General features: G+C 71.6%; 16 protein-coding genes. 9 read left to right on the forward strand and 7 right to left on the reverse strand.

Features of this window, described 5'->3' with window-relative positions; all coding sequences use genetic code 11:
• The first annotated feature begins 178 nt into the window (after positions 1-178).
• The gene (locus ACH414_RS13305) at positions 179-523 is read left to right on the forward strand and encodes a WhiB family transcriptional regulator (protein ID WP_046910200.1); all 345 of its coding nucleotides are present in this window, start codon (positions 179-181) and stop codon (positions 521-523) included.
• A 29-nt stretch (positions 524-552) separates the two neighbouring features.
• On the opposite strand, the gene ACH414_RS13310 is transcribed toward ACH414_RS13305, so the two are convergent.
• Both ACH414_RS13310 and ACH414_RS13315 read right to left on the reverse strand, forming a co-directional pair.
• A complete protein-coding gene (locus tag ACH414_RS13310) occupies positions 553-1,866 on the reverse strand; it encodes an ArsA family ATPase (protein WP_382547002.1) in 1,314 nt (437 codons plus the stop codon).
• A complete protein-coding gene (locus ACH414_RS13315; protein WP_382547000.1) occupies positions 1,863-2,825 on the reverse strand; it encodes an ArsA family ATPase in 963 nt (320 codons plus the stop codon). The genes ACH414_RS13310 and ACH414_RS13315 overlap by 4 nt, the downstream gene beginning before the upstream one ends.
• 114 nt (positions 2,826-2,939) lie before the next feature.
• On the opposite strand from ACH414_RS13315, the gene ACH414_RS13320 reads away from it, so the two are divergent.
• From ACH414_RS13320 to ACH414_RS13340, 5 genes are all read left to right on the forward strand, one after another.
• Positions 2,940-3,098, forward strand: a complete 159-nt coding sequence (locus tag ACH414_RS13320; protein WP_123954897.1) for a DUF4177 domain-containing protein — start codon at positions 2,940-2,942, stop codon at positions 3,096-3,098.
• Positions 3,095-3,565 carry a RidA family protein gene (locus tag ACH414_RS13325; protein ID WP_382546997.1) on the forward strand — a complete coding sequence of 157 codons (471 nt, stop codon included), beginning with the start codon at positions 3,095-3,097 and terminating at the stop codon, positions 3,563-3,565. Before ACH414_RS13320 ends, ACH414_RS13325 begins: the two co-directional genes overlap by 4 nt.
• Before the next feature lie 112 nt (positions 3,566-3,677).
• Entirely contained in the window at positions 3,678-4,556 is an 879-nt protein-coding gene (locus ACH414_RS13330; RefSeq protein WP_382546994.1) for an NUDIX hydrolase, read from the forward strand.
• A complete protein-coding gene (locus ACH414_RS13335) occupies positions 4,553-5,383 on the forward strand; it encodes an MBL fold metallo-hydrolase (protein ID WP_398941838.1) in 831 nt (276 codons plus the stop codon). The genes ACH414_RS13330 and ACH414_RS13335 overlap by 4 nt, the downstream gene beginning before the upstream one ends.
• An 84-nt stretch (positions 5,384-5,467) precedes the next feature.
• Positions 5,468-6,352, forward strand: a complete 885-nt coding sequence (locus ACH414_RS13340; RefSeq protein WP_382546988.1) for a prohibitin family protein — start codon at positions 5,468-5,470, stop codon at positions 6,350-6,352.
• 93 nt (positions 6,353-6,445) lie between these two features.
• Here ACH414_RS13340 and ACH414_RS13345 read toward each other — a convergent pair whose 3' ends face one another.
• Positions 6,446-7,120, reverse strand: coding sequence for a Crp/Fnr family transcriptional regulator (locus ACH414_RS13345; protein ID WP_046910193.1), 675 nt, complete (start codon positions 7,118-7,120; stop codon positions 6,446-6,448).
• 228 nt (positions 7,121-7,348) lie between these two features.
• Here ACH414_RS13345 and nth point away from each other — a divergent pair, with 228 nt between their 5' ends.
• The 3 genes from nth (at position 7,349) to ACH414_RS13360 (ending at position 10,504) form a co-directional block, all read left to right on the forward strand.
• Positions 7,349-8,485, forward strand: coding sequence for an endonuclease III (nth, locus tag ACH414_RS13350; RefSeq protein ID WP_398941839.1), 1,137 nt, complete (start codon positions 7,349-7,351; stop codon positions 8,483-8,485).
• A gap of 73 nt (positions 8,486-8,558) precedes the next feature.
• On the forward strand, positions 8,559-9,257 hold the full coding sequence (locus ACH414_RS13355; RefSeq protein WP_398941841.1) for an NUDIX hydrolase: 699 nt from the start codon (positions 8,559-8,561) through the stop codon (positions 9,255-9,257).
• 47 nt (positions 9,258-9,304) lie between these two features.
• Complete coding sequence (locus ACH414_RS13360) at positions 9,305-10,504, forward strand: MarP family serine protease (protein ID WP_382546978.1); 1,200 nt, start codon at positions 9,305-9,307, stop codon at positions 10,502-10,504.
• 101 nt (positions 10,505-10,605) lie between these two features.
• On the opposite strand, the gene ACH414_RS13365 is transcribed toward ACH414_RS13360, so the two are convergent.
• The 4 genes from ACH414_RS13365 to nhaA all read right to left on the reverse strand — a co-directional run bounded on the left by ACH414_RS13365 (position 10,606) and on the right by nhaA (position 13,741).
• Complete coding sequence (locus ACH414_RS13365; RefSeq protein ID WP_382546975.1) at positions 10,606-10,788, reverse strand: hypothetical protein; 183 nt, start codon at positions 10,786-10,788, stop codon at positions 10,606-10,608.
• 99 nt (positions 10,789-10,887) lie between these two features.
• Entirely contained in the window at positions 10,888-11,838 is a 951-nt protein-coding gene (locus ACH414_RS13370; protein WP_391770119.1) for an alpha/beta fold hydrolase, read from the reverse strand.
• Positions 11,835-12,299: a phage holin family protein gene (locus ACH414_RS13375; RefSeq protein ID WP_382546969.1), complete on the reverse strand. Its 465-nt coding sequence runs from the start codon at positions 12,297-12,299 to the stop codon at positions 11,835-11,837. Before ACH414_RS13375 ends, ACH414_RS13370 begins: the two co-directional genes overlap by 4 nt.
• A 38-nt stretch (positions 12,300-12,337) precedes the next feature.
• Entirely contained in the window at positions 12,338-13,741 is a 1,404-nt protein-coding gene (nhaA, locus tag ACH414_RS13380) for a Na+/H+ antiporter NhaA (RefSeq protein ID WP_398941844.1), read from the reverse strand.
• Between the last annotated feature and the right edge of the window lie 180 nt (positions 13,742-13,921).

Genomic DNA, 13,921 nt, shown 5'->3' on the forward strand with positions numbered 1-13,921 from the left:
TCTGCCGGTCACTCCCCTGGGTGATCTGACGCGTACGCATAGTCCGTTCGGACCATTCAAGATTGGGCCCGAAGGGGGTGTTGCGCTGTGCCCACCTTCCGTAACGTCCCAACTGGCAGCGGTGAATATGCCGCTACCGCCGTGGGGGAGCCTCGATTCGGGAGAGGACGGCGCCGGTATGGGCTGGGTAGCTGACTGGAGTGCGCAGGCGGCCTGCCGCACTACCGATCCGGATGAACTTTTCGTGCAGGGAGCGGCGCAGAACAGGGCAAAGGCGGTGTGCACCGGATGCCCGGTGCGGACCGAGTGCCTCGCCGACGCCCTCGACAACCGTGTGGAGTTCGGTGTGTGGGGCGGCATGACGGAGCGCGAGCGCCGCGCCCTGCTGCGCCGCCGGCCGACCGTCACCTCATGGCGCCGGCTCCTGGAGACCGCGCGCACGGAGTACGAGCGGGGCGCGGGCCTGCTGCCCGTCGCCATGGACGACGACGCGACGTACGAGACGTACGCGGCGGTGGGCTAGGACCGGTCAGGTCCGGGGCCCGGGCCCGGCTACGAGGGCATACGACCCGTCGTCAGCCGGTCACCGATGGCCCGCAGTCCCGCCAGGTCGTGTACATCGCCGGGCAGGGCGGCCACTTCGGCGACCGCCACCTCGGGGTGGAGCGCGGTGAAGCGATCGCGCGTGCGCTCTTCACGCGCGACCACCTGCATCCGCTCGGCATGGAGACGGAGCAGTCCTGCGGTGAGCTGTTGGACATCCGTGTCCGCTTCGGCTGTGGGGGCAGCCTGGGACACGGGCGGTACGGCGGCGGTGGCGAGGTCTGACGACTCGGGAGAGGTGGCTCGGGAGCCACGCCCAGCAGCCTTCCCGCCCCCCTGATCCACAATGCGCCCCTCGTCAAGATTTTCCGCGGCGGCCCGCGCCCGCTCGGCCGACAGCCGGGCGGCCCCGCTGCCGTGCACGCGGTTGATGACGAGTCCGGCCAGCGGCATCTCCTCCGCGGCCAGCCGCTCCACGAAGTACGCCGCCTCGCGCAGCGCGTCCCGCTCCGGGGTGGCCACCACGAGGAAGGCCGTGCCCGGCGCCTGCAGCAGCTTGTACGTGGCGTCGGCGCGGGTGCGGAAGCCGCCGAACATCGTGTCCATCGCGGCCACGAAGGTCTGCACGTCCTTCAGGAACTGACCCCCGAGCAGCTTCCCGAGCGTCCCCGTCATCATCGACATGCCGACGTTGAGGAACTTCATCCCGGCCCGGCCGCCCACCTTCGCCGGGGCCATCAGCAGCTTGATGAACTTGCCGTCCAGGAAGGAGCCGAGCCGCTTCGGCGCGTCCAGGAAGTCGAGCGCCGACCGGGACGGCGGCGTGTCGACCACGATCAGGTCCCACTCGTCCCTGGCCCGCAGCTGGCCCAGCTTCTCCATCGCCATGTACTCCTGCGTGCCGGCGAAGCCGGCCGACAGGGACTGGTAGAACGGGTTCTCCAGGATCGCCCGGGCCCGGTCGGCGTCCGCGTGCGCCTCGACGATCTCGTCGAAGGTCCGCTTCATGTCGAGCATCATCGCGTGCAGTTCGCCGCCGTCACTGCCCTTGATGCCGTCCACCTTGCGCGGCACGTTGTCCAGCGAGTCGATGCCCATCGACTGGGCGAGCCGGCGCGCCGGGTCGATGGTGAGCACCACCACCCGCCGGCCGCGCTCCGCCGCCCGTACGCCGAGGGCCGCCGCGGTCGTCGTCTTGCCGACCCCGCCCGCGCCGCAGCACACGATGATGCGGGTGGCCGGATCGTCGATGAGCGGGTCGAGCTCCAGGACGGGGACCGCGTCGAGCCCGTTCGCCGTCGCGGTCTTCTGCGCCTGCGTCACGCGCCCACCCCTTGCCTCCGCAGTTCCTTCGCCAGCCGGTAGAGACCGGCGATGTCCGCCCCGTCGCCCAGGAAGGGGAGTTCGTACGTCGGCACCCCGATGCCGTCCAGCACCTCGCGCTGTGCCCGCTCCAGCTCCACCCGCTGGGCGTGCTCCGCGGCCTGTTCGAGGAGCGGCTCGACCAGCTTCGTGCCGCCCTTGATCCCGGCCGCCGCCAGGGTGGCGGCGATGGCCTCCCGGTGGTCGCCGGAGGCGGCCCGTACCGCCGCCTCGTCGAGGACGTGCGGGCGGACCATGTTCACGATGGCGCGGCCGACCGGAAGCTCGGCCGCGCGGAGCTCCGCGATGCCGTCCGCCGTCTCCTGGACGGGCATCTCCTCCAGAAGTGTCACCAGATGCACCGCGGTGTCCGGGGACTTGAGGAAGCGCATGATCGCCTGGGCCTGGTTGTGTATCGGGCCGATCCTGGCCAGGCCCGCCACCTCGTCGTTGACGTTGAGGAAGCGGGTGATGCGGCCGGTCGGCGGGGCGTCCATCACCACGTAGTCGTAGGTGAAGCCGCCCTGCTTCTCGCGCCGGCGCACCGCCTCGCAGGCCTTCCCCGTCAGCAGCACGTCCCGGACGCCCGGGGCTATCGTCGTCGCGAAGTCGATCGCGCCGAGCTTCTTCAGGGCCCGTCCCGCGCTGCCCAGTTTGTAGAACATCTGGAGGTAGTCGAGGAGGGCCCGCTCGGCATCGATGGCCAGGGCGAACACCTCGCCGCCGCCCGGCGCGACGGCGATCTTGCGCTCCTCGTACGGCAGCGCCTCCGTCTCGAAGAGCTGCGCGATGCCCTGCCTGCCCTCGACCTCCACGAGAAGGGTTCGCTTGCCCTCGGTCGCGAGGGCGAGCGCGAGTGCGGCGGCGACCGTCGTCTTACCGGTACCGCCCTTGCCGCTGACGACCTGGAGCCTGCTCACGTCATCGAGCCTAACCACTGCCGGCCCGGCCCAATCAGAGGGCCGCCCCGGAGAAGACCCCGAAAGCGCCCCTACGGGAACGGGGCGCCTCGCCACAGCGGCTACAGTCGGCTCATGACCAAGTGGGAGTACGCGACTGTGCCGCTGCTGGTGCACGCGACGAAGCAGATTCTGGACACCTGGGGCGAGGACGGCTGGGAGCTCGTCCAGGTCGTGCCCGGGCCGAACAACCCCGAGCAGCTCGTGGCCTACCTGAAGCGGGCCAAGTCGTGAGCGGGGCCGTCGAGGCGAAGCTCGCCGAGCTGGGCCTGACCCTGCCGGAGGTCGTGCCGCCGCTCGCCGCCTACCAGCCGGCCGTGCAGTCGGGCGCGTACGTCTACACCTCGGGCCAGCTCCCGATGGTGGCGGGCAAGCTGCCGGTCACGGGCAAGGTCGGCGCCGAGGTGACGGCCGAGGAGGCCAAGGAGCTCGCGGCCACCTGCGCGCTGAACGCGCTCGCGGCCGTGAAGTCGGTCGCCGGTGACCTCGACCGCATCAAGCGGGTCGTGAAGGTGGTCGGCTTCGTCGCCTCCGCCTCCGACTTCACCGGTCAGCCGGGCGTCATCAACGGTGCGAGCGAGCTGCTCGGCGCCGTCCTCGGCGACAAGGGCGTGCACGCGCGCAGCGCCGTCGGCGTCGCCGTCCTGCCGCTCGACGCCCCGGTCGAGGTCGAGGTCCAGGTCGAGCTCGTCCAGGACTGACGCATGGCCCGCCGAGGCGCGGGCGTTCGCGGAGCCGGTTCTCCCCAGGTGGTTTTCCACAGGCGGGGGATCGGCTCTCGTGCATTTCGATGCTTGCGCATAGCATCCGGCCATGTCGAATGGTCAGTCGAATGGTCAGTGGTACCCACCGGAATGGCCCGACCGCATCCGCGCCCTCGCCGCCGGTGAGCTGGTCCCCGCCGCACCCAAGCGGGCCGCCACCGTGCTGCTCCTGAGGGACGGCGCCGAGGGGCCCGCCGTGCACATGCTGCGGCGGCGCACCTCCATGGCCTTCGCGGGCGGCGCGTACGCCTACCCGGGCGGCGGCGTCGATCCCCGCGACGAGCACCCCGTGCGCTGGGCCGGACCCTCCCGCGAGGAGTGGGCCGCCCGGCTCGGTCTCGACGACCCCGCGCAGGCCCAGGCCGTCGTCTGCGCCGCCGTGCGCGAGACGTACGAGGAGGCGGGCGTGCTGCTCGCCGGGGAGACCCCCGACAGCGTGGTCGGCGACACGACCGGCGCGGACTGGGAGAAGGACCGGGAGGCGCTGGTCGCCCGCGAGCTGTCCTTCGCCGACTTCCTCGACCGGCGCGGGCTCGTGCTCCGCTCCGACCTGCTCGGCGCCTGGGCCCGCTGGATCACGCCCGAGTTCGAGCCCCGGCGCTACGACACCTGGTTCTTCGTGGCCGCCCTCCCGGCCGGCCAGCGCACCCGCAACGCCTCCACCGAGGCCGACCGCACCGTCTGGATCCGTCCCGCGGACGCGGCCGCCGGCTACGACCGGGGCGAGCTGACGATGATGCCGCCGACCATCTCGACCCTGCGCGGCCTGGAGCGCTTCGGCACCGCGGGCGAGGCCCTCGCGGCGGCCCGGGAGCAGGACCTCACGCCGGTCCTCGCGCAGGCCCGCCTGGACGGCGACGAGCTGGTCCTGAGCTGGCCGGGGCACGACGAGTTCACCAAGCACATCCCGACGGGAGGTGCCTCGTGAGTTCCGCGGCCGACCTGCCGGGACAGCCGCGCGGGGCGGTGGTCTCCGGCCCGGCGACCGCCCGCGCGGTGAACGTCCTCGCGCCGAACCCCTCGGCGATGACCCTGGACGGCACCAACACCTGGATCGTCGCCGAGCCCGACTCCGACCTGGCCGTGGTCATCGACCCGGGCCCGCTCGACGAGGGCCATCTGCGCCGGGTCGTGGACAGCGCCGAGAAGCTGGGCAAGCGGATCGGGCTGACCCTGCTCACCCACGGGCACCCGGACCACGCCGAGGGCGCCGCGCGCTTCGCCGAGCTGACCCGGAGCAAGGTGCGGGCGCTCGACCCGGCGCTGCGCCTGGGCGACGAGGGCCTGGCCGCGGGCGACGTGATCACGACCGGTGGCCTGGAGCTCCGGGTGGTCCCGACCCCGGGGCACACCTCCGACTCGCTCTCCTTCCACCTCCCCGCCGACCGCGCGGTGCTCACGGGCGACACCGTCCTGGGGCGCGGCACGACGATGGTGGCCCATCCGGACGGCCGGCTCGGCGAGTACCTGGACTCCCTGCGGCGGCTGCGTTCGCTGACCGTCGACGACGGGGTGCACACGGTCCTGCCGGGGCACGGGCCGGTCCTGGAGGACGCCCAGGGAGCCGTGGAGTTCTATCTCGCGCACCGGGCGAGCCGGCTCGCCCAGGTGGAGACGGCCGTCGAGGCGGGCCTGCGGACCGCCCCGGAGATCGTCGCCCATGTGTACGCGGCGGTGGACCACTCCCTGTGGCCGGCCGCCGAGCTCTCCGTACGGGCACAGCTGGACTATCTGAAGGAGCGTGGCCTGATCTGACGGGTGCGGCCCCGCAACCGGGCGGCTCCGGCGAGTGTCTTACGCTCCGCTTACATCTGGCCGTAGCTCCCGGGGGGAAAGCCCGTGTTCGTCCTCGCCATCCTGCTGGTCATCACCGCAGTGGTGCTCTACTTCATAGGCCGCGCCAACGACACCCGCGGCCTCAAGCTCGGCGCCGTCGGCGCCCTGATCGCCGGCCTCTTCTCGCTGATCGTGAGCATGACGTACGTGATCAGCGCGTACGAGGTCGGCGTCCCGGTCGCCTTCGGCAAGGTCGGTGCGCCGATGTCCTCCGGCATGCACCTGACCTCGCCGTTCACCAACGTCACGACCTTCTCCACGCGTCCCGTGGATCTCAACCTCTCCGACAAGGACGTGGTCGAGGTCCGCTCCTCGCAGGGCGGCGTGATGTACGCGGAGGTCACCGTGAAGTGGGCGGTGCACCCCTCCAAGGCCGTCGAGCTCTACAAGCTCGCCGGCAGCGAGGACGCCATCCAGCAGCGCCTCGTCTACCCGGACAGCCGGGAGATCGTCCGCAACGTCTTCGCCCGCTACAGCAGCGAGCAGGGCTACGCCTCCGACCGCGAGAAGATCAACGCGGAGATCGCCCGCCTGATCAAGGAGCGGCTCGCCCCGCGCGGCATCGACGTCACCACGGTCAACCTGCGCAACGTGAAGCCCTCGGACGCCCTCCAGGGCCAGATCGACCGCAAGATCCAGCAGCAGCAGGCCACCGAGCGGGCCCTGGAGGCCGCCCGTACGGCCAAGGCGGAGGCCGACCGGCGCCGCATCGAGGCCGAGGGCATCGCCCGCGCCAACAAGATCCTCAACGACTCGCTGACCGACAAGGTCCTCATGAACCAGTGCATCGACGCGTACAAGGAGGCCGCGGCGAAGAACCCGGTCTACGCGGTGCCCTGCGGCAGCGGCAGCTCCAGCCCGGTGATCGTGGACGGCAGCAAGCGCTGATCCCGGCACCACGGCACACGGAAGGGGGCCGCCCGGTCGAACCGGGCGGCCCCCTTCTCGTGCGTACGGCTCGTGCGGCGCGTACGGCTCCGCTCAGCGCGAGCGCTTCGCGAGGCGTTCCACGTCCAGCAGGATCACGGCGCGGGCCTCGAGGCGCAGCCAGCCGCGCTGGGCGAAGTCGGCGAGCGCCTTGTTGACCGTCTCGCGGGAGGCGCCGACCAGCTGGGCCAGCTCCTCCTGGGTGAGGTCGTGGACGACGTGGATGCCCTCCTCGGACTGCACGCCGAAGCGGCGCGACAGGTCGAGGAGCGCACGGGCGACACGGCCCGGGACGTCGGAGAAGACCAGGTCGGACATCTGGTCGTTGGTCTTGCGCAGGCGTCGGGCGACGGCGCGCAGCAGGGCGCTGGCCACCTCGGGGCGCGCGTTCAGCCAGGGCTGGAGGTCGCCGTGGCCGAGGCCGAGCAGCTTGACCTCGGTCAGCGCGGTCGCGGTGGCGGTGCGCGGGCCCGGGTCGAACAGGGACAGCTCGCCGATGAGCTCGCCGGGGCCGAGCACGGCCAGCATGTTCTCGCGCCCGTCCGGCGAGGTGCGGTGCAGCTTCACCTTGCCCTCGGTGACCACGTACAGCCGGTCGCCGGGGTCGCCCTCGTGGAACAGCGCGTCGCCTCGGGCGAGCGTCGCCTCACTCATCGAGGCGCGCAGCTCAGCGGCCTGCTCGTCGTCGAGCGCCGCGAACAGCGGGGCGCGTCGCAGAACGTCGTCCACGAGTTCTCTCCTATGTCGACCTCAGTGCGATCAATCACAACAAGTTTGACTCACCGGACGGCCTTTCCGTACGTCAGGGGCCCGATTGGGTCGTGATCCGGTCCGCACGGGGCGGATGTCGGTGGCGACGCCTAGGCTGGCCGGGTGTCCAACTCGCCGGTGAGAGCACAGGCCAAGGGGGCTGGAAGAGTGCGGGACGAAGATAATTCCGCTGTGGGCGAACACGGCGTGTCGAAACAGACGAAAGCGACGAAACGCTCAGCGGCGGAGCGATCCGGTGCGAAGACGGCGAGCGCGGCGAAGCGCGCGCCCAAGGGTGCGGCCAAGAACGCGGCGAAGCCCGCGTCGACCGCGGCGGCGCCCGCGGCGAAGCCCGCCGCCGAACCGGCCGCCAAGCCGGCCGTCGCCAAGCCGCCTGCCAAGCGCGCCGCCGCCGCCAAGCCGGCCGTCGCCAAGCCGCCTGCCAAGCGCGCCGCCGCCGCCAAGCCGGCCGTCGCCAAGCCGCCTGCCAAGCGCGCCGCCGCCAAGCCGGCCGCCGCCAAGCCGCCTGCCAAGCGCGCCGCCGCCGCCAAGCCGGCCGCTGCCAAGCCGGCCAAGCCCGAGTCGCACCTCGCCATGGTCCGGCGGGCCCGCAAGATCAACCGCGAGCTGGCCGAGGTCTATCCGTACGCCCATCCCGAGCTCGACTTCCGCAATCCCTTCGAGCTCCTCGTCGCCACGGTCCTCTCCGCGCAGACCACCGACCTGCGGGTCAACCAGACCACCCCCGCGCTCTTCGCGAAGTACCCGACGCCCGAGGACCTGGCCGCCGCCGTCCCGGAGGAGGTCGAGGAGCTGATCCGGCCGACCGGTTTCTTCCGCGCCAAGACCAAGTCGATCATGGGTCTCGCCACCGCCCTCAGGGACGAGTTCGGGGGCGAGGTCCCCGACCGCCTGGAGGACCTGGTCAAGCTGCCCGGCGTCGGCCGCAAGACCGCCTTCGTCGTCCTGGGCAACGCCTACGGCGTCCCCGGCATCACCGTCGACACCCACTTCATGCGGCTGGCCCGCCGCTGGAAGTGGACCGAGCAGGACGACCCGGTGAAGATCGAGGCGGAGGTCGCCGAGATCTTCCCGAAGAGCGAGTGGACGATGCTCTCGCACCGGGTGATCTTCCACGGCCGCCGCATCTGCCACGCCCGCAAGCCCGCCTGCGGCGCCTGCCCGATCACCCACCTCTGCCCGGCGTACGGGGAGGGCGAGACGGACCCGGAGAAGGCCAAGAAGCTCCTGAAGTACGAGAAGGGCGGCTTCCCCGGCCAGCGGCTCAACCCGCCCCCGGACTATCCCGGCCGCCCGGCCCCGCCGCTGGGCGCGAGCTCGTGACCGCCCGCACGCGGAGGACCGGACCGGGGAACGAACGAGCACTCCGGCCGCGTTGTGAGACTCGGGGGTGCCTATGACGCGCACGGGTGAAGAGATCGACGGAACGGGCGGGCTGCTCAGCGGCGAGGACCTGCCCGGCTGGCTGGAGCCGGTCGAGCGGGCCGCCCGCACGGTCGCGCCCGAGCAGCTGAGCCGCTTCCTTCCGCCCGCCGACGGCGGAGGACGCCAGTCCGCCGTGCTCATCCTCTTCGGCGAGGGGGAGCGCGGCCCCGAGCTGCTGCTCATCGAGCGCGCCGGCACCCTGCGCTCGCACGCGGGGCAGCCCTCCTTCCCCGGCGGCGCCCTCGACCCCGAGGACGGCGATCCGGCCGACGGCGGGCTGGTGCGGGCCGCGCTGCGCGAGGCCCAGGAGGAGACCGGCCTCGACCCCTCCGGAGTCCAGATCTTCGGCGTGCTGCCCCGGCTCTACATCCCGGTGAGCCGCTTCGTGGTCGCCCCCGTGCTCGGCTGGTGGCGCACCCCCACTCCCGTCGGGGTCGTGGACCCCGCCGAGACCGCCCGGGTCTTCACCGTCCCCGTGGCGGATCTCACGGATCCCGCGAACCGCGCGACCGCGCTCCACCCGAGCGGCCACAAGGGCCCCGCCTTCCTCGTCGAATCGGCCCTGGTCTGGGGTTTTACCGCCGGAGTCATCGACCGGATCCTGCACTTCGCGGGCTGGGAGCGCCCGTGGGACCGGTCCAAGCAGGTCCCGCTCGACTGGCGCCCATGACAGGCTGACCCCCGGGCGACCGAGACGAATCTGCGAGGCTATTGACGGTGAACGTGCTGGACATCCTGTTGCTGCTCGCCGCCGTGTGGTTCGCGGTCATCGGTTACCGCCAGGGATTCGTGGTCGGCATCCTGTCGGTGATCGGGTTCCTCGGCGGCGGTCTCGTCGCCATCCTGCTGCTCCCGGTCATCTGGAACGCGCTGACCGACCACAGTCAGGTCACCACGACGGCCACCGTGATCTTCGTGATCGTGGTCATCGTCTGCGCCTCCGTCGGGCAGGCCTTCACCACCCACCTCGGCAACAAGCTGCGCCGGCACATCACCTGGTCACCCGCGCGGGCCCTGGACGCCACCGGCGGCGCGCTGGTCAACGTGGTGGCGATGCTGCTGGTGGCCTGGCTGATCGGCTCCGCCCTCGCCGGCACCGCGATGCCCACCCTCGGCAAGCAGGTCCGCAGCTCCAAGGTGCTGCTCGGGGTCTCCCGGGTGATGCCGGATCAGGCGCCGAGCTGGTTCGCCGACTTCACCTCGGCGCTCGCCCAGAACGGCTTCCCCCAGGTCTTCAGCCCCTTCGCCAACGAGCCCATCACCGAGGTCCGGCCGCCCGACCCGGCGCTCGCCGGCAGCCCGGTCGCCGACCGCGCCCAGCGTTCCATCGTCAAGGTCGTCGGCACCGCACCGAGCTGCGGCAAGGTCCTCGAGGGCACCGGCTTCGTCTTCGCCGACCGCCGGGTCATGACCAACGCCCATGTCGTCGGCGGGGTCGACGAGCCGACCGTCCAGATAGGCGGCGAAGGCAAGCTCTACGACGCCAAGGTCGTGCTCTACGACTGGAAGCGCGACATCGCCGTCCTCGACGTGCCGGACCTCGACGCCCGGCCGCTCCAGTTCAGCGAGCAGGACGCCCGCAGCGGCGACAGCGCCATCGTGGCCGGCTTCCCGGAGAACGGCGGGTACGACGTCCGCTCGGCCCGCGTCCGCGGCCGCATCAGTGCCAAGGGCCCCGACATCTACCACCGCGGCGAGGTGCGCAGGGACGTGTACTCGCTGTACGCGACGGTCCGTCAGGGCAACTCGGGCGGCCCGCTGCTCACCCCGGAGGGCAAGGTGTACGGCGTGATCTTCGCCCGCTCCCTCGACGACGCCGACACCGGCTACGCGCTGACGGTCGACGAGATCCAGGGCGACATCGCCCAGGGCCGCACCGCCAACCAGCAGGTCGACAGCCAGGGGTGCGCCCTCTAGACGGCAGGGTGCACCTCGGGACAGCCGGGGGGGTGCCTCAAGGACGCGCCAGGGGTCTCGTACGAGGCCCCCGGGCCGCTACGTACCTGCGTACTGCCCGCCTACGTACGGGAGTGGCGCAGCCGGGCCGAGACCCAGCGGGCCCTGCGTCGCAGGATGCGCGAGATCCCCACGTCCCGCGCGGGGTGCGCGTGCTCCCGTGTGCCGCCCTGTTCGGGGGTCTCGGGGCCGCCGATCGAGCGGCGGTCGCGTGCTGTGTCACCGTAGTCGTGCGTCCAGCCCATACCGGGACGTCTGCCCGGGGCCCAAGGTCGGTAACCGCCCCGGGGCCCGCCAATTGGCGTATGCGCGGGGCACATGGCAGTTCGAAGCACGCCTGTGCGTCAGCGGTCCGGCTCGGGGTCCTTCAGCCAGTTCACGAGCTCCGTGGAGAAGGCCACCGGGTCCTCCTCATGGGGGAAGTGCCCGAGACCGTCGAAGAGCCGCCAACGGTACGGCGCCTCCACATACTGCCCGGAGCCGGCCGCACTACGCGTCCGCATCACCGGGTCGAGAGAGCCGTGCAGATGCAGCGTGGGCACCCGCACCGGCCGCTTCATCCGCCGGTTGAACTGCACACCGTCAGGACGGGCCAGGGAGCGGACCATCCAGCGGTACGGCTCGATGGAGCAGTGCGCGGTCGACGGGATGCACATCGCCCGCCGGTAGACCCTGATCGCCTCGTCGTCCGCGCGGGGGTTCGGCCCCGACCAGTCCTCGATCAGCCGGCCCACCAGCGCCGCGTCGTCGGCGACGAGCTGACGCTCCGGCAGCCACGGCCGCTGGAAGCCCCAGATGTGCGAACCGGCCCGCGACTGCGCGAAGTCCGAGAGCATCGCCGAGCGCCAGCGGCGCGGGTGCGGCATCGAGGACACCACGAGACGGCGCACCAGCTTCGGCCTCATCACGGCCGCCGTCCAGGCCAGGTAGCCGCCCAGGTCGTGGCCGACGAGCGCCGCGTCGGGCTCGCCGAGCGAGCGGATCACACCGGTGATGTCGAGGGCCAGGTTGGCCGGGTCGTAACCCCGCGGCGTACGGTCGCTGCCGCCCACGCCCCGCAGGTCCATCGCCACGGCCCGGAAACCGGCCTCGGCGAGCACCGGCAGCTGGTGCCGCCAGGTCCACCAGAACTGCGGAAAGCCGTGCAGCAGGAGGACCAGCGGGCCGTCACCCATCTCGGCGATGTGGAAGCGGGCTCCGTTGGCCGCCACGTCGCGGTGGGTCCACGGACCCTCGATCCGCACCGGGCTTCCGGTGCCGGGGCCGCTGCCGTTGCTGCTCTCAGGGACGGTCATGCAGACGAGCGTGCCACAACCACGGCCTTGTCCTGCGCCGTGGCGTCGGCCGGACGGGGGTGCGGCTTGACGTTCTGCATGATCGCCGCGGTCTGCTTGGCCGAGGCGATGGACTTCTCCGGCGGCTTGACCTTGCGGAACTTCGCGTACGCCACGAGCCCCAGCAGCACGGCGAGCAGCACGTTCGCCGCGAAGGACAGCAGGAAGCAGACCGAGATGTGCCAGTCGCTCCAGGCCTGGATGCCGTACGCGAGCGCGAAGCTCAGCATCGGCAGCGAGAAGAGCAGTACCACGGCGGCCGCCAGGCCGGCCGCGCTGCCCATCGCGCCGCGCTTGACGTCCTGCCTGATCTCCGCCTTGGCCAGGGCGATCTCGTCATGCACCAGCGCGGACATCTCGGCGGTCGCCGAGGCGACCAGCTGACCGAGGCTGCGCTCGGCTCCGTTGAACGGGTCGCTCATGGCTGCTCCCTCTTCTCCTGTGACGGTCCGACCTCAGATCATGCCGGACGGTCGGCCTCATCGCGCGATGCCCCCGCCAGTTGGGCGCGCTCACGGTGTTCGGCGGCCTTCTTCTCGTAGATCGCCGCCATCCTCAGGTGGAACTCCGGGGTGTGCTCCTCGTAGATGTCCGGGATGCCGTCCTGGTCCTCGTCGCGCTCCTCGTCCGCGAACAGGGCCTGGTACTTGCGGACCCGCAGCTTCAGCAGCACGGAGGCGAGCACGGCGGCTATCAGGGAGCCGACCAGGACCGAGGCCTTCACCTCGTCCATCAGGGCCGGGTCGTCCGCGAAGGCCAGCTCGCCGATGAGGAGCGAGACGGTGAAGCCGATGCCGGCGAGGGAGGCGACGGCGAACACGTCGGGCCAGACCAGGTCCGGGTTGAGCGAGGCCTTGGTGAAGCGGGCGGCGAACCAGGTGCCGCCGAAGATGCCGACCGCCTTGCCGACGACGAGACCGAGCACCACGCCGAGGGTGACGGGCTGGGTGAAGACGTCGCCGAGGGCGCCGCCGGAGACCGTGACACCGGCCGAGAACAGCGCGAACAGCGGCACGGCGAGACCGGCGGACAGCGGCCGGACCAGGTGCTCGATGTGCTCGCCGGGGGAGTGCTCCTCGCCGTCCCGGGTGGTGCAGCGCAGCATCAGGCCCATGGCGACGCCCGCGATGGTGGCGTGGACGCCGCTGTTGTACATCAGGCCCCAGATGACCAGGGCGAGCGGGACGTAGACGTACCAGCCGCGGACTTCCTTGCGCAGCAGCAGCCAGAAGACGACGAGTCCGGCGAAGGCGCCGCCGAGTGCGGCGAAGTTCAGGTCGCTGGTGAAGAAGACGGCGATGATCAGGATCGCGAAGAGGTCGTCGACGACGGCGAGGGTGAGCAGGAAGGCCCGCAGGGCGGAGGGCAGCGAGGTGCCGATCACCGCGAGGACGGCGAGCGCGAAGGCGATGTCGGTGGCGGTGGGGACGGCCCAGCCGCCGAGGTCGCCGTCACCCACGACGTTGACCAGCGTGTAGACCAGGGCGGGTACGGCCATGCCGCAGACGGCGGCGATCACGGGGAGTGCGGCGGCCTTGGGGTCGCGCAGCTCGCCCGCGACGAGCTCGCGCTTGAGCTCGATGCCGGCGACGAAGAAGAAGATCGCGAGCAGCCCGTCGGCGGCCCAGTGCTGGACGGACAGGTCGAGGCCGAGGGCGGCCGGTCCTATGTGGAAGTCGCGGATCGCCGCGTAGCTGTCCTTCAGGGGCGTGTTGGCCCAGATGATCGCGGCGATGGCGGCGGCCAGGAGCAGCACTCCGCCGACGGTCTCGGTGCGCAGCGCATCGGCCACGAACCGGCGCTCGGGGAGCGACAGCCGGCCGAGGAACTTGCGGTCGGTCGTGGTGGCTTCGGGCGCGGGCACGATGAGAACCTCCGGTCGGTGGGCAGCACAGAGCACATGCCGACCAGACTTCCCGGCGCACCTAGGTTTTCTTGTCGCGTCACTGACGCGATCCTTACTTTACCTAAAGGTGCTCGGTGGTGTCCGGCGATCTTCACTTTAGGTGCATACACGGACGCGGGCACGCGTTGTGGACAAGGC

The sequence above is a fragment of the Streptomyces sp. NPDC020422 genome (genome assembly GCF_044386705.1).
In the GTDB taxonomy this organism is placed as follows: domain Bacteria; phylum Actinomycetota; class Actinomycetes; order Streptomycetales; family Streptomycetaceae; genus Streptomyces.